11 protein-coding genes and 1 riboswitch are annotated in these 14644 nt (G+C 66.7%); of the genes, 7 read left to right on the top strand and 4 right to left on the bottom strand.

Annotation, left to right across the window (positions count from 1 at the left end; all coding sequences use genetic code 11):
- The first annotated feature begins 306 nt into the window (after window positions 1–306).
- Both metK and CLM74_RS03480 read left to right on the top strand, forming a co-directional pair.
- Window positions 307–1518 (top strand): methionine adenosyltransferase, encoded by a 1212-nt coding sequence (metK, locus tag CLM74_RS03485; RefSeq protein ID WP_025876533.1) that lies wholly within the window; start codon window positions 307–309, stop codon window positions 1516–1518.
- Between the two features lie 148 nt (window positions 1519–1666).
- Window positions 1667–2173 (top strand): acyl-CoA thioesterase, encoded by a 507-nt coding sequence (locus CLM74_RS03480; protein WP_025876535.1) that lies wholly within the window; start codon window positions 1667–1669, stop codon window positions 2171–2173.
- A 146-nt stretch (window positions 2174–2319) separates the two neighbouring features.
- Here CLM74_RS03480 and ppc read toward each other — a convergent pair whose 3' ends face one another.
- Both ppc and CLM74_RS03465 read right to left on the bottom strand, forming a co-directional pair.
- Entirely contained in the window at window positions 2320–5031 is a 2712-nt protein-coding gene (ppc, locus tag CLM74_RS03475; protein ID WP_105163463.1) for a phosphoenolpyruvate carboxylase, read from the bottom strand.
- A gap of 172 nt (window positions 5032–5203) precedes the next feature.
- Window positions 5204–7720 carry a prolyl oligopeptidase family serine peptidase gene (locus CLM74_RS03465; protein ID WP_105163461.1) on the bottom strand — a complete coding sequence of 839 codons (2517 nt, stop codon included), beginning with the start codon at window positions 7718–7720 and terminating at the stop codon, window positions 5204–5206.
- A gap of 123 nt (window positions 7721–7843) precedes the next feature.
- Window positions 7844–7925: riboswitch (S-adenosyl-L-homocysteine riboswitch) on the top strand.
- Between the two features lie 36 nt (window positions 7926–7961).
- On the opposite strand from CLM74_RS03465, the gene ahcY reads away from it, so the two are divergent.
- The 3 genes from ahcY to CLM74_RS03450 all read left to right on the top strand — a co-directional run bounded on the left by ahcY (window position 7962) and on the right by CLM74_RS03450 (window position 11901).
- The gene (gene ahcY / locus CLM74_RS03460; RefSeq protein ID WP_025876541.1) at window positions 7962–9407 is read left to right on the top strand and encodes an adenosylhomocysteinase; all 1446 of its coding nucleotides are present in this window, start codon (window positions 7962–7964) and stop codon (window positions 9405–9407) included.
- Between the two features lie 302 nt (window positions 9408–9709).
- A complete protein-coding gene (locus tag CLM74_RS03455; protein WP_105163460.1) occupies window positions 9710–10495 on the top strand; it encodes a lysozyme inhibitor LprI family protein in 786 nt (261 codons plus the stop codon).
- A 50-nt stretch (window positions 10496–10545) separates the two neighbouring features.
- On the top strand, window positions 10546–11901 hold the full coding sequence (locus CLM74_RS03450; protein ID WP_234003417.1) for a peptidoglycan-binding domain-containing protein: 1356 nt from the start codon (window positions 10546–10548) through the stop codon (window positions 11899–11901).
- Between the two features lie 71 nt (window positions 11902–11972).
- On the opposite strand, the gene CLM74_RS03445 is transcribed toward CLM74_RS03450, so the two are convergent.
- Window positions 11973–12827, bottom strand: a complete 855-nt coding sequence (locus CLM74_RS03445; RefSeq protein WP_105163458.1) for a hypothetical protein — start codon at window positions 12825–12827, stop codon at window positions 11973–11975.
- A gap of 92 nt (window positions 12828–12919) precedes the next feature.
- Here CLM74_RS03445 and ybaK point away from each other — a divergent pair, with 92 nt between their 5' ends.
- Window positions 12920–13393, top strand: coding sequence for a Cys-tRNA(Pro) deacylase (gene ybaK, locus CLM74_RS03440; RefSeq protein ID WP_059066028.1), 474 nt, complete (start codon window positions 12920–12922; stop codon window positions 13391–13393).
- Window positions 13393–13887 carry a hypothetical protein gene (locus CLM74_RS03435; protein WP_105163457.1) on the top strand — a complete coding sequence of 165 codons (495 nt, stop codon included), beginning with the start codon at window positions 13393–13395 and terminating at the stop codon, window positions 13885–13887. Before ybaK ends, CLM74_RS03435 begins: the two co-directional genes overlap by 1 nt.
- Before the next feature lie 92 nt (window positions 13888–13979).
- On the opposite strand, the gene CLM74_RS03430 is transcribed toward CLM74_RS03435, so the two are convergent.
- Window positions 13980–14609 (bottom strand): energy transducer TonB, encoded by a 630-nt coding sequence (locus CLM74_RS03430; protein ID WP_158684100.1) that lies wholly within the window; start codon window positions 14607–14609, stop codon window positions 13980–13982.
- Window positions 14610–14644: the final 35 nt, after the last annotated feature.

The raw sequence follows: 14644 nt of genomic DNA, 5'->3' as shown, positions 1-14644 counted from the left end.
CCCCTCCTGCCCGGCGGCCGGGTTGGCCGAGAGCCTGCGCCCGGCAGGCGGCAGCCAGATGGCGGTTTGGCGGCAGAATGATGACGGCGCAGGCGCTGGCACATCCGGTCCCGGCGGGGGCGGCAATGGTCACGCCAGTGGAACACTGCCTGTGCACGATGCCCCCGCAATGCCCGCCAGGCCTTGCCCTGCCGGGCACAACACCTTAACCACCGGCAACCCATACGGGTTCACAATGCACAGGCGGCGCACCCCGTGTATCATTCGCGCCCATCTTTCCATCCGAATCAAAGGATATTAAGCCTGATGTCCAGCTACCTCTTCACCTCCGAGTCGGTCTCTGAAGGCCATCCGGACAAGGTTGCCGACCAGATCTCCGATGCGGTGCTGGACGCGATCCTGACCCAGGACCAGCGCGCCCGCGTGGCCTGCGAGACCATGGTCAAGACCGGCGTTGCCATCGTTGCCGGCGAAATCACCACCAGCGCCTGGATCGACCTGGAAGCGCTGACCCGCAAGGTCATCGTGGACATCGGCTATGACAGCTCCGACGTCGGCTTCGACGGCGCCACCTGCGGCGTGCTGAACCTGATCGGCAAGCAGTCCCCGCACATCGCCCAGGGCGTTGACCGCAAGAAGCCGGAAGAAATGGGCGCTGGCGACCAGGGCCTGATGTTCGGCTATGCAACCAACGAAACCGACAGCTACATGCCGGCGGCGATCCACCTGTCGCACCGCCTGGTCGAGCAGCAGGCCAAGATCCGCAAGAAGCGCAACTCGCCGCTGTCCTGGCTGCGTCCGGACGCCAAGAGCCAGGTCACCCTGCGCTATGAAAACGGCGTGGTTTCGGCCATCGACGCGGTGGTCCTGTCGACCCAGCACGCCCCGGGCATCAAGCAGAAGGACCTCATCGAGGCCGTCCGCGAAGAGATCATCAAGCCGGTGCTGCCGGCCAAGTGGCTGCACAAGGGCACCAAGTTCCACATCAACCCGACCGGCAAGTTCGAGATCGGCGGCCCGGTGGGCGACTGCGGCCTGACCGGCCGCAAGATCATCGTCGACACCTACGGCGGCTGGGCCCGTCACGGTGGTGGCGCGTTCTCCGGCAAGGACCCGTCCAAGGTCGATCGTTCGGCCGCCTACGCTGCCCGCTACGTCGCCAAGAACGTGGTTGCCGCCGGCCTGGCCGACCGTTGCGAAGTGCAGGTCTCCTACGCCATCGGCGTGGCTGAGCCGACCTCGATCTCGGTCACCACCTTCGGCACCGGCAAGATCAGCGACGACAAGATCGAGAAGCTGATCCGCAAGCACTTCGACCTGCGCCCGTACGGCATCATCAAGATGCTGGACCTGATCCACCCGATGTACCAGCAGACCGCGGCCTATGGCCACTTCGGCCGCAAGCCGAAGGAGTTCAGCTACATCAACGGCGAAGGCGAGACCGTCAACGCCACGGCCTTCTCCTGGGAGAAGACCGATCGCGCCGCCGCCCTGCGCGCCGATGCGAAGCTGAAGTAAGAAACACGAAGGGCCGCGCAAGCGGCCCTTCTGCTTTCGGTAGTGCCGGCCGCTGGCCGGCAACCATGCATCGGTTTGCGCACATCATGAGGGTGCCGGCCGCTGGCCGGCAGATGGTAGTGCCGGTGGTTGCCGATACAATCGCCCCATGTCGACCGAACTCAAATCCCACCAGCTGTCCATGACCGTGCTGATGTCGCCGGAAATGGCCAATTTCTCCGGCAAGGTCCACGGTGGCGCGATCCTGCGCCTGCTCGACCAGGTCGCCTATGCCTGCGCCAGCCGCTATGCCGGCCGCTACGTGGTCACCCTGTCGGTGGACCAGGTGGTGTTCCGCCAGCCGATCGCGGTGGGCGAACTGGTCACCTTCCTGGCCTCGGTGAACTACACCGGTACCTCGTCGATGGAAATCGGCGTCAAGGTGGTGGCCGAGGACATCCTCAAGCGCAGCGTGCGCCACGCCAACAGCTGCTTCTTCACCATGGTGGCGGTGGACGAGGACGGCCGGCCGACGCCGGTTCCATCGCTGCAACCGGCCAGTTCGGATGAAAAGCGCCGGCAGGCCGCAGCGCTGATCCGCCGCCAGCTGCGGCAGGAAATGGAGCAGCGGCATCTGGAACTGCTGGCGTCCAATCCGCCGTCACCAGAAGAATGAAAGCGGGCCGACCGGGCTCGGCACCTGGCAAACCGGTAGTGCCGGCCGCTGGCCGGCAACTGCAGTAGCCTGCCTGCTGCGAGGTTGCCGGCCAGCGGCCGGCACTACCATTGCGAATTCGCCGGGCCATGCCCGGCAGATGCATTTCAGCCGGTGTTCTGCACGCCCTGCGAGACACCATTCACGCAGGCCACCAGCGCACGCAGCAGGTCGTCGTCCTCGCGTCCGCTTTCGCGCCAGCGCTGCAGCAGGTCCACCTGCAGCACGCTGATCGGGTCCACATAGGGATTGCGCAGGCGGATCGACAGCGCCAGCCGCGCGTCGTGGTCCAGCAGGGTCTGCTGCTCCATCAGCGCCAGCAGCCAGTGCCGGGTCAGCTCCAGTTCGCGCTCGACCTGCGGGAAGAACGCATCGTGCAGCTCGCCGGACAGGCGCGAGAACTGTTCGGCGATGGTGATATCCCCCTTGGACAGCACCATCGCGATGTCGTCCAGGAACGTGCGGAAGAACGGCCAGTCCCGCGCCATTTCACGCAGCGTGGCTTCATGGCCGGCGTCGGCGGCCGCCTGCAGCCCGCTGCCGACCCCATACCAGCCCGGAATCACCGCGCGCGCCTGGCTCCAGGCGAACACCCACGGAATCGCGCGCAGGTTGGTCAAGGCCGCATCCTGGCCGAGCCGGCGCGACGGCCGCGATCCCAGCGTCATCCGTTCAATCACATCGATCGGCGTGGCGGTACGGAAGTAGTCCATGAAACGCGGTTGGCCGACGAACGCCCGATAGACCTCGCTGCTGGAACCGGCGACCACGTCCATCACCGGCCGCCAATCATCCTCGCGCGGTTCGGCGGCACGCGGGCGCAGGCTGGCGCGCAGCACCGCACCGGTGGCCTGCTCCAGCGAACGCAGCGCCAGCGCGCGGATGCCGTACTTGCGGTGGATCACCTCGCCCTGCTCGGTCACCCGCAGGCGGCCATCGATGCTGCCGCGTGGCGAGGCATCGACCGCGTGCGTGGTCTTGCCACCACCGCGGCTGATCGAGCCACCGCGGCCATGGAAGAAGGTCAGGCGCAGGCCCGCTTCGGCAGCCACTTCCAGCAGCTCCACCTGCGCGCGCTGCAGGCCCCAGCGTGATGCGGCAATGCCACCATCCTTGCTGCTGTCCGAATAGCCGAGCATCACCATCTGCACGTCCTCGCGTGCACGCAGGTGCGCGCGGTACACCGGATCGGCCAGCAGATCGCGCAGCGTCGCGGTGCCGCGCTTGAGGTCGTCCACGGTTTCGAACAGCGGCGCGATATCCAGCGGCACGTGGCCGGCGTCATCGACCAGGCCGCCACGACGCGCCAGCGCCAGCACCGCCAGCACATCGCCACGGTCGTGCGCCATCGAGATGATGTAGCTGCCCAGCGCGTCGCCACCATGCCGCGCACGGGCATCGGCCAAGGCCGCGAACACTGCATCCAAGCGCTGGTTGCCCTCATCATCGCCAACAGGCAATGGTGTTTCACCACTGGCATGCGGTGCCAGCCGGCGTGCGCGACCCGCTGTATCCAATGCGTCCCATGCCGCATCGCCCCCCAGCACTGCGGCCAGCGCGCGCGCATGCACGCTCGATTCCTGGCGCACATCCAGCCGCGCCAGATGGAAACCGAAGGTCTTCACCCGCCACAACAGGCGCTGCACCGCGAAGCCGCCGGCATGCTCGCCCCGGTTCGCGCGCAGGCTGTCGAGGATCAGCTGCAGGTCGTCGATCAGCTCGTCCGGGCCGGCATAGGCGCCGTCGGCATCATCCAGCGTGGCCTGCAGGCGTGCGCGCATGCGGTCATTGAGCAACCGATATGGCATGTCGGCATGGCGTGGCCGCGACTGCACCTGCGGCAGCAACTGCTGGTAATGCGCTACACGCGCCTGCAGTGCATCACTCACCCCCACCCGCTCGGTGGATTGGCTGAGCAGGCTGGCCAGCTGCAGCAGTTCCTTCTGGTAACGGCCCAGCACGGCAACGCGCTGTGCATCCAGCGTATTGCGGATGGTGTGCGCATCCACATTGGGATTGCCGTCCATGTCGCCGCCCACCCACGTGCCGAAACGCAGCAGGCGCGGCAGCGGCAGTTCCGCGCCATAGGTATCGCGCAGTGCCTGCTGCAGCGATTCGTACAGCACCGGGATCACCCGGTACAGCACCTGCACCAGATAGAAGCCGACGTGCTCGCGTTCGTCGTCCACGGTCGGGCGCACCGGCGAGGAATCGGTGGTCTGCCACGAGGCGGTCAACGCCATGCGGAAACGCGCGGCATCTGCGGCCGCTTCACCCGGCGTGCGCTGGCCGTCGAGATTGTCGACCAGGCTGGCCACCATCAGCTGCTCTTTCTCCAGCAGCGCGCGGCGCACCGCTTCGGTCGGGTGTGCGGTGAACACCGGCTCGATATCGATGCGTGGCAACCACTGCGCCAGTTCGTCCAGGCCAACGCCCTGCGCCTTCAGTTGCTGCAGGGCATCCTGCAGGCCATCGGGTTGCGGTGCGGCGGCAACGGCGCGCTGGTAGTCGCGGCGGCGGCGGATGCGATGCACGCGCTCGGCGATGTTGACCACCTGGAAGTAGGTGCTGAACGCGCGCACCATGGTCTCGGCCTGTTGCGGTTCACGCCCGGCCAGGCCGTCGGCCAGCTCGGAGAGCGGCGCCTGGTTCTCGCGGCGGGCAATGGCACGCGTGCGCACGTCCTCGACGTCATCGAGAAAGGCAGCCGATACCTGCTCGACCAGCAGGTCACCGACCAGTGCACCCAGACGGCGCACGTCGTCACGCAAGGGAAGATCAGGGGAAGCGAATTCGATACTGCTGCGGTACTCGTTCATCGGCGACGCACAGGCCTCGGTCAACGGATCCAGACCCCAAGCCTAAACCAGAACGCGTGCCGTGCTGCGATGCAAAAATGGTTTCATCTGGTAGTGCCGGCCGCTGGCCGGCAACCTCACGTTGCGCAGGTCCATGAGGTTGCCGGCCAGCGGCCGGCACTACCAGCACTGGTCAGCGCGTCTTCTTGGCCTTGCCCTGCTGCACCGGGCCGAGGTTCTGCTCGAGCCAGCGCTCGCTTTCGGCCAGCATCGTCATGATCGATTCGCGTGCGCGGTAGGCATGCGACTCGTTCGGCAGCATCACCAGGCGGGCGGTGCCGCCCAGCCCCTTCACTGCGGCAAACATGCGTTCGCTCTGCATCGGGAAGGTGCCCGAGTTGTTGTCGTCCACGCCGTGGATGAAGAGGATCGGATCCTTGATCCTGTCGGCGTAATTGAACGGCGCCATCTTCTGGTACACGTCCTGCGCCTGCCAGTAGTTGCGCTCTTCGGCCTGGAAACCAAACGGGGTGAGCGTGCGGTTGTAGGCGCCGCTGCGCGCGATACCGGCCTTGAACAGGCGGGTGTGCGCGAGCAGGTTGGCGGTCATGAACGCACCGTAGGAGTGGCCACCGATGGCGATGTGCTCGCGGTCGGTCACGCCACGCCGCACCACCTCGTCCACTGCGGCCTGCGCATTGGCCACCAGCTGTTCGATGTAGGTGTCGTTGGGTTCCTTGTCGCCTTCGCCGATGATCGGCATCGACGGGCTGGCCAGCACCACATAGCCCTTGGCCAGGAACGCCTGCGGGCCCCAGTAGCTGATCGCGTTGAAGCGGTACGGCGAATCGGTCACCTGGCTGGCGGCCGCCGCGCTCTTGAACTCACCCGGGTAGGCCCACATCAGCAGCGGCCGCGGACCATCGCGCTTGGGGTCATAGCCCGGCGGCAGCAGCAGGGTCGCGGTCAGGTCCACGCCGTCCTTGCGCTTGTAGCGGATCTGCTCCTTCTGCACGCCCTTCAGCTGCGGCAGCGGATGGGCGAAATGGGTCAGCGCACGCGGTGCGGCGTTGGTGTCGGCCAGCGACTGCACGTAGAAGTTGGTCGGCTCGTCCGGGCTCTCGCGGCTGATCAGCAGCGAACTGGCCTGCGCATCCAGCAGCGTTACCGGCGCGGCGTAGGTCGGTGCCTGCGAATGGAACAGGCGGGTTGCCTTGCCGCTGGCCACGTCAAAGCGATCAACGAACGGACGGTCGCCTTCCGGCGATGCACCGGCACCGGCCAGGTACAGGCTGCCGCCATCAGCGGTGGTCTGCAGCAGCGAGCGGCCGCGGTCATCACTGGCCATCAGCGGGCGGCCCGGATCGGCGTAGCGGTCCTGCGCGTCGCGATCCCACAGCAGCCTGGCATCGGCGCTGGCGTTGTCCGGTGCGATCAGCCAGGTCTTGCTGCGGCGGGTCTTCCACCACGATTCGTTGAGCAGGGCCAGGTCGCCACGGCCCCAGCTGATGCCTGCATAGCGGCTGCCGAGCTGGGCCAGGGTCACCGGCGGCGTGTCGAACGGTGCGGCCTGCATGAACACCGCATCGCGCACCTTGGCTTCCCTGTTCGGGTCGCCACCATCCTGCGCTTCGGCCCAGACCAGGGTGGCATCGGCATCGCCGCGCCAGCTGATGTCACGCACGCCGGTCACTTCGGCATCGTTGCCGGTCGGCAGACCTTCCACCAGCGGCCGTACGGCCACGGTATGCACCAGCTTGCCGGTGCTGCGGTCGAGCACTTCGATTCGGCGCGGGAAGCTGCTCAGCGGCACCACGTAGGAGTACGGACGCTGCAACGGCTGGCTGAGCACGAAACGGCCGTCGGGCGACACCGCAAAACCCATGAAGATGCCGGCCGCACCGATGGCACGGCTCTGCCCGTCCAGCCCCACTTCCATCGGTTGGGTGGTGGCGTAGTAATCGAACTGGCGCGCGTCGGCCTCGTTCTTCAGCAGGTCCTGGTAGGTGCGGATGGACACCACGCCACCGCCCTGGCTGGTCTGCTGCACGGCCGGGCCGGTCGGGATGCCATCTGCAGCCGGGGCGGCGCCAAGGTTGGCCGGGCGGGTGAACACCACCAGGCCACGGCTGTCCGGCAACCACTGGTAGCCAGTGCCCAGAACGGTGTTCAGGCCGGCGACCAGGCGACGGGCGCTGCCGCCAGCCACGTCCACCAGCCACAGCTCATTGGCCCCGGTAGCGGCATCGACCTGGTTGAAGGCCAGCCACTTCTGGTCCGGCGACCACGTCAGGCTGGCGATCGACAGCGAGGCCGGCAACCCGCTGATCTGCCGCTCCTTGCCGTCGGCTACATTCATCAGCCACAGCTTCTGGCCGAAGCTGAAGCGGCTGTCAGAGAAGGTTTTCGGATTGATGCGCAGGCCGGCCAGCTTCAGCTCCGGCTGTGCCACCACCTGGATCGACGGCAGCGACGGCATCTGCATCAGCGCGGCCACATCGCGGCGTGGCGACAGGTACAGCGACGGCGCCCGCGGCGCGTCGACCACGGCCTGCAGTGCGGCCGAGGGCAGCTCGTAACCGGCCACGCCCTGCGCCTGCGCCGCGGCCGCCTGCGGTGCCGCAGCCCAGGCCTGCGGGACCACCGCCAGCAGTGCCATCGACAGGACCAGGCCAGTCAAGCGCCGGTTGCGGCGTGCGTGCGTGCTCATCATTGTTCCACCTGTTCGCTGCGTGAAGCCCTCGACCTTAACAGGCCATGCACCTGCGCCCATCTGCCGATGGTTGGGTCATCGCCGTGTCACAGCGGAGGCGCGATATAATGGGCATCCTCCCCTGCCGAGGGGCGCTGCGACCGGATCCCTGAGACCGGCCAGGCTCGGCCAGGTGGCTTTGCAACAACGGCGCCCGGCCAGATGCGAGCATCCGCTCGCCCACAACCGGAGCTACTGCATGAATGCTGTTGCCAAGACCTTCTCCACTGAAGGCGACTACAAGATCCGCGACATCACCCTGGCCGACTGGGGCCGCAAGGAACTGGACATCGCCGAGCACGAGATGCCGGGCCTGATGTCCATCCGCCGCAAGTACCAGGCCGAGCTGCCGCTGAAGGGCGTGCGCGTGACCGGCTCGCTGCACATGACCATCCAGACCGCGGTGCTGATCGAGACCCTGAAGGACATCGGCGCCGACGTGCGCTGGGCCTCGTGCAACATCTTCTCGACCCAGGACCACGCCGCTGCGGCGATCGCCGCCACCGGCACCCCCGTGTTCGCCTGGAAGGGCGAGTCGCTGGAAGAGTACTGGGACTGCACCCTGGACGCGCTGACCTTCACCCTGCCCGACGGCACCCTGACCGGCCCGGAGCTGGTGGTCGACGACGGCGGTGACGTGACTCTGCTGATCCACAAGGGCTACGAGCTGGAAAACGGCAGCACTTGGGTCGACGAAAAGGCCGCTTCGCACGAAGAGCAGGTCATCAAGAACCTGCTCAAGCGCGTGGCCAAGGAGCGCCCGGGTTACTGGGGCCGCGTGGTCAAGGACTGGAAGGGCGTTTCGGAAGAAACCACCACCGGTGTGCACCGCCTGTACCAGCTGGCCCAGGCCGGCACCCTGCTGATCCCGGCAATCAACGTCAACGACTCGGTCACCAAGAGCAAGTTCGACAACCTGTACGGCTGCCGCGAGTCGCTGGCCGATGGCCTCAAGCGCGCGATGGACGTGATGCTGGCCGGCAAGGTCGCCGTGGTCTGCGGCTACGGTGACGTCGGCAAGGGCTGCGCCGCGTCGCTGCGTGCCTACGGCGCGCGCGTGGTGGTCACCGAGATCGATCCGATCTGCGCCCTGCAGGCGGCGATGGAAGGCTTCGAGGTCAACACCATCGAATCCACCCTGGGCCGTGCCGACCTGTACGTCACCACCACCGGCAACAAGGACATCATCCGCATCGAGCACCTGAGCGCGATGAAGGATCAGGCCATCGTCTGCAACATCGGCCACTTCGACAACGAGATCCAGGTCGATGCGCTGGTCGCCTTCCCGGGCGTGAAGCACGTCAACATCAAGCCGCAGGTGGACAAGTACATCTTCCCCAACGGCAATGCGATCTTCCTGCTGGCCGAAGGCCGCCTGGTCAACCTGGGCTGCGCCACTGGCCACCCGAGCTTCGTGATGTCCAACTCGTTCGCCAACCAGACCCTGGCGCAGATCGACCTGTGGGCCAACAAGGGCACCTACGAGAACAAGGTGTACCTGCTGCCGAAGAAGCTGGACGAAGAAGTGGCCCGTCTGCACCTGGAAAAGATCGGCGTGAAGCTGACCACCCTGAGCCAGGAACAGGCCGACTACATCGGCGTGCCGGTGGAAGGTCCGTTCAAGCCGGATCATTACCGCTACTGATGCCGTGCGCGGGGTCGGATCCCTTTCCGCAGGAAAGGGCTCTGACCCCAGCAACGGATGCACACGGACGGGCGCCTTCGGGCGCCCGTTCTGCATCCGGGCACCCGCCGCCGTGTTCCGCGCGCCCTGTCACAGAGCCCTAAGCAGTCGCTTGCTACGCTCTGTTCCCGCCAACGGCCCCGGCGCGGGATGTTGCAATGCCCAGCCCGCCGCGTGGCCGCCACGGCCCCCCCGTTCCATGGTTCGCCCCATGCCTGCCGCCCGCAGGCCATGCGCCAGGACGCAGACATCAAAGGATAGACATGCAGCGCAGCAGTGAACGTATGACCCGGGCCATCAAGCCCCTCATGACCCTGTGCTGGGTGGCCCTGCTGGCCGCCTGCACCCCGCCCTCCGGTGAAGCCCAGGCCACGACACCTGCAGCCGCCACCGAACAGGCCAACACCGACGGCAAGGCGGCCAGCGCCCCGGCAGCGGCCGCCGGCAGCACCGCCTGCGCCAATCCGGCATCGCCGGTGCAGACCCTGATCTGCAACGACCCCGCCCTGTTGAAGCAGGAAGGCGAGCTGGCCAAGGCCGAAGCCGCCGCAAGCCAAACCCTTGATGCCGCCGGCAAGGCCAAGCTGCAGGCCGAGCAGCAGCGCTGGATCCAGCACACGCGCGACCTGTGCAGCGACGCGCACTGCCTGCAACAGGTATCTGCCGACCGCCTCAAGGTACTGTCGGCCACGCGCGACGGTCTGGTCGACCAGGACGCCTGCGAAGTGCCCGACGGCCAGCAGCAGTGCGTGGACATGCTGGTGCTGCGCGACCCCAACAGCCAGCTGGCGACCTTCAACACGCTGCTGGGTGAAAACGGCCAAAAAGGCAGCCTGCTGGGCTGCACGGCGGCAACCAACATCGGCGCCGGCCACAACGCCCTGCTGGCGGCCAACTGCACCCTGGAAACAGCCAGCGGCAAGCGCAACGTGCAAGTGTGCAGCAACCAGATGGTCGGCCAGTTCGCCATCGAACCGGCACCGGCTGCCTACGGCACCGAGGCCACACGCCAGCTGCTCGGCTTCACCCAGCAGCACTGCGCCGGCTGACATCAGCCGGGCGGGCACGGCTCCCTTTTCCTCATTGAAGGACGATGACCATGGCAACGGATTCCACTCTCACCCGCGAACAGCTGTCCACGCTGTTCCTCAACACCGAACTGGGCGGCAACACCCGCCACCTGGACCATTTTTCATACGCCCAGGAGGGCACCAGCGCCTATTCGTTCGGCCTGGTGCAGTTCGACGTCGGCGGCAACCCCCAGGCCAGGCGCTTCCTGCGCGACAACGGTTTCACCAACGGTGACATCGAACTGCTGTCCCAGCACGGGGGGCTGAGCACACAGCAGCTGGCCGCGCTCGACGCCAAGCTGCAGGCCATTCCGCAGGCCAACATCGACCAGCTCACCAACGCCAAGCTGGACAGCGCCATCGAGCGCGTCGACGAGGCCATCGCCAAGGTGCGTGCGACCAACCCGGCCGCCGCCGATGCCATCGTGGCAAACCCGGAACTGCAGCTGGCCATGGCCGACTATGACAACCAGTTCGGCAGCATGGGCCCGCAGTTCATCAGCTATCTGGCCGGCAACGCGGAGAAGCTGCAGGGCGGTACCGTCCAGGCCGGCGATCCACCAAGCCGGGCCGACGTGCAGACCTTCGTCGATGCGACCAAATTCGGCATCCAGTCGCCTGCGGCCGTGACCAGCCGCGATCAACGCTTCGACACGGCCATGACCCAGCTGGGCATCACCCCAACCCATGCCCCCTCGCACGGCTCGCCCAGCACACCCGGTGCGTCGGCTGGCAGTGGCGTGCTGGTGAACGGCGCAAAGGGCGATGAGGTGCAGGCCATGCAGCAGAAGCTGGCCGACCTCGGCTACACGGGCAAGGACGGTGCACCGCTGGTGGCCGACGGTCACTTTGGCCCGGGCACCCTGCAGGCGGTCCAGCAGTTCCAGCGCGATCATCAGCTGACGGTGGACGGCAAAGCCGGCAGCGGCACCTTGGGTGCGCTGGAGGCGGCAAGCCAGCAGCATCAGCAGGCCGAATCAGCAGCACCGAGCATGGCCACGCCCGGGCACGCCGACAATCCGCGCTACCAGCAGGTCGTGGAAAAGCTGGAAACGTTGGAACAGCAGCGCAGCCAAGGTGGACTATCGCCGCTGTTCCATGACCGCGGCCAGCTGGAGAATGCCGCTGGACAGGTCGCCTACGAGTCCAAGCTTGTCGGCATGTCACAGGTGGACACCGTGGTGGCGCGCCCCGACGGCCAGGGTGTATTCGCGGTGCAGGGCCAGCTGGGCGATCCTGCAGCGCATCGCACTTACATCGACCTTGCGCAGGCGGTCAGCCAGAATCTGCCATCCAGCACTCGCCAGAGCGAAGCGTTGAACGCCGAACAGACACAACGACAGGCGCAGGAACAGGCACAGGCACAGCAGCCGCTGTCGCGCTGATCTGCGATGGATCGGATCCACGCACAGCGTGGATCCTGTCATCCGGTTCGGTATCCACGCGCGGCGTGACTCTACTGCATGCGCTGGCGGTCGTCGCCGAGGGCGAGGCGGCACTGTTCGCGGAACGCAAGCTGCCACGCGGGCAGATCAAAGCGCTCGCGCTCCTGGAATGACACCGTCTCGGCGGCCATCACGTAACAGCGGTTGTGCGACAACCGTAGTGCCGCCTCCCTATCGCCGATCTGCCAACACCGATCGATGCAGGCCTGCATCAACGCATAGTCCGGGTTGTTCCTGGCACCGCCAAAGGCGAAGCCCATCTGCTGCGCCATCGCCACCACCGGATCCGCACCAGCATGCGCCGATTTCAGGATGCGCAGCACACCTGCTTCGGGCACGCCAAAGGCCCAGTTGGCCAGCACGGCCGAGCGCGCCGCGCGCACCGCCAGCTCGGCATTGCGCAACCGCATGTGCTGGCCAGCGAGCATGGCCCAGCCCTTCTGCAGGTCTGGAAAAGCCGCGGTTGCGGCGTCGAGCAGTGGGATCGCAGCGGCGGGCTCGCCCGCTGCTACATGTCCCTGCGCCGACTCGACAAGCCGGAAAGGCGAGTCTGCGTCGTCCACATCATGCGCGCGCGGATCCCACTCGTCGTCATCCCACGCATCCTCGTCCAGCGCGCGATTGATGCCCAACCAGTGCACGAACACGTCCAGCGAAGAATGGCTGTAGACCATCCTGCCCTCGTCATGGAACATCTCGCAGACCAGCGGCAATGCGCCTTCGCGCCCCAATGGCCAGTACAGCCCGAAGCAATCGCCGTTGCCCAACGCGCCTTCGGCGATCGGCAGAAAACCCTGCGGTGGATACGGGCCCGCTGCCACTTCGGTGTCAAAGGTCAGGTCGTGGAGGTGAGCGGGTGCGCGCATGCTGGAGCCAGGGAAAGCCGACGTGCAGTATCGCAGGGCGCGGCAATAGCCTCGGTCAAGGCAATGCCCGGGCGGAGCGCTACGATACGCCCATGACCCCGGCCATCAACCTGCTCAAGCGCGAGAAGATCGCCCATACCGTGCACAGCTACGTGCACGATGCCCATGCCGAATCCTATGGCGGCGAAGCCGTCGAAAAGCTGGGCCTGGACCCGGCACAGGTATTCAAGACCCTGCTGGCCAGCACCGAAACGCACGAACTGCTCGTTGCCATCGTGCCGGTGGCCGGCCAGCTTGATCTGAAAGCACTGGCCGAGGCGGCCGGCTGCAAGAAGTGCGAGATGGCCGCCGTCGATGCCGCGCAGCGCGCAACCGGCTATCTGGTCGGCGGCATCAGTCCGCTCGGGCAGAAGAAGCGCCTGCGCAGTTTTCTCGACGCCAGCGCGCAGGCACTGCCCACCCTGCACGTCAGCGCGGGACGGCGTGGCCTGGAAGTGGAGCTGGCACCGGCCGACCTGCTGCACCTGACCGGCGGCCTCTACGCCGCGATCGGCAGGCCCCGTTGATGCGCTGGCCCTGGTCCACATCGCCGCCACCGCGGCTGGACGACCCGCAGGCCGATGTGCTGCTGCAGGACCTGCTGTCGCGCGATGCCAGTCGTATCCATGCCGCCAGCAGCCGCCTGGCGCGGTTGTTCACCGCTACGACGCTGGATGCGCTGGCACCGCAGACCGAGGGGATCGAGCAGGCCTGCCAGGGCGTGCAGCTTGGCGGTGCGCTGGTCAGCAACGATGTGCACCTGCAAGCGGCACTGCGCCGCCTGCGTTATTGGCGTGAGCGCAAAGGCTGCCTGTGCGCGCTGTATCCGGATTACCTGTTCTTCGACCCACGCCGGCTCATCGAGCAGGGGCATGTGCGGCTGCTGGAACAGGGCGTGGCCGAGGATGGCTGGGGCGACCGCCATCGGGTGGCCTGCACCTGCTGCGGCCAGCGCTGGGATGCCACCGACCGCGAGTACCACTACCCGTGGTGGGAGTGGACCTTGCTCGCCCTTGATTGAAGCCACGCGTGGCGTGGCTCTACTGCGAAGGCGGATCCACGCCAAGCCTGGTTGTGCCGGCTCCCGCTACGAAAGCCAGGAGAGCACGTCCTTCATTCGTTGAGAGCAAAGGTCACCGGCACGTCCATCACACTCATGGCGGGCAACGCGGGCTGTTGCGCGTCGCGTTGCATGGCCCACGAGCGGAGCCCCTTGGCCGCTGCCGCGTCCAGCACCGCGTGACCACTGGACACGCGTACCACTGCCGCGACAATCCTGCCGTCCCCGTTCACCAGCGCCTTCAGCTGCACTTTGCCCTGCAACCCGTCACGTACAGCCGCAGAGGGGTACTCGGGGAATTCACGCCTCCAGTTGCCGCTGGCCGCAGGGAACAGTGTCGCCTTGGACGACAGCGGGCAGCGCGCAGGGAATCGCAGCACCAGTGACAGCGGCTGCGCGGACGGCTGCGGTTCCGCAGCGGCCTTGCATACCGCCATCGACACCGCTTCCAGCATGCGTTGCTGGCGCACCAGCGCTTCCGCATCCGCAGCCACGACGTGCAGCGTGCAGCGCCCTTGCTGGGCACGCGCCTCCATGCTGCTGACGCCCACATCCTGGATCGATGCCGCGTTGCTCAATCCACCGCATGCGGCGTTGGCATCGTAACGCTGGGCTGAACTCTCGGCTGAACCCAGCAAGGCGCCCAGCGCCACCGCCAACGGCATCCACGTTCTGATCGTCATCGTTGCTTCCTGCTGTGATGGAAACAGCATCGTAT

The organism is Stenotrophomonas sp. MYb57 (genome assembly GCF_002966815.1).
GTDB classification, from domain to species: Bacteria; Pseudomonadota; Gammaproteobacteria; order Xanthomonadales; family Xanthomonadaceae; genus Stenotrophomonas; species Stenotrophomonas indicatrix.
Note: the sequence above shows the minus strand (reverse complement) of the source record. Positions and strands in the feature narration are given on the sequence as shown.

Bases quoted from the DNA above. Each gene is read 5' to 3' on its own strand.
- metK (WP_025876533.1), top strand. From the start codon at position 307: ATGTCCAGCTACCTCTTCACCTCCGAGTCGGTCTCTGAAGGCCATCCG.
- CLM74_RS03480 (WP_025876535.1), top strand. From the start codon at position 1,667: ATGTCGACCGAACTCAAATCCCACCAGCTGTCCATGACCGTGCTGATG.
- ppc (WP_105163463.1), bottom strand. From the start codon at position 5,031: ATGAACGAGTACCGCAGCAGTATCGAATTCGCTTCCCCTGATCTTCCC.
- CLM74_RS03465 (WP_105163461.1), bottom strand. From the start codon at position 7,720: ATGAGCACGCACGCACGCCGCAACCGGCGCTTGACTGGCCTGGTCCTG.
- ahcY (WP_025876541.1), top strand. From the start codon at position 7,962: ATGAATGCTGTTGCCAAGACCTTCTCCACTGAAGGCGACTACAAGATC.
- CLM74_RS03455 (WP_105163460.1), top strand. From the start codon at position 9,710: ATGCAGCGCAGCAGTGAACGTATGACCCGGGCCATCAAGCCCCTCATG.
- CLM74_RS03450 (WP_234003417.1), top strand. From the start codon at position 10,546: ATGGCAACGGATTCCACTCTCACCCGCGAACAGCTGTCCACGCTGTTC.
- CLM74_RS03445 (WP_105163458.1), bottom strand. From the start codon at position 12,827: ATGCGCGCACCCGCTCACCTCCACGACCTGACCTTTGACACCGAAGTG.
- ybaK (WP_059066028.1), top strand. From the start codon at position 12,920: ATGACCCCGGCCATCAACCTGCTCAAGCGCGAGAAGATCGCCCATACC.
- CLM74_RS03435 (WP_105163457.1), top strand. From the start codon at position 13,393: ATGCGCTGGCCCTGGTCCACATCGCCGCCACCGCGGCTGGACGACCCG.
- CLM74_RS03430 (WP_158684100.1), bottom strand. From the start codon at position 14,609: ATGACGATCAGAACGTGGATGCCGTTGGCGGTGGCGCTGGGCGCCTTG.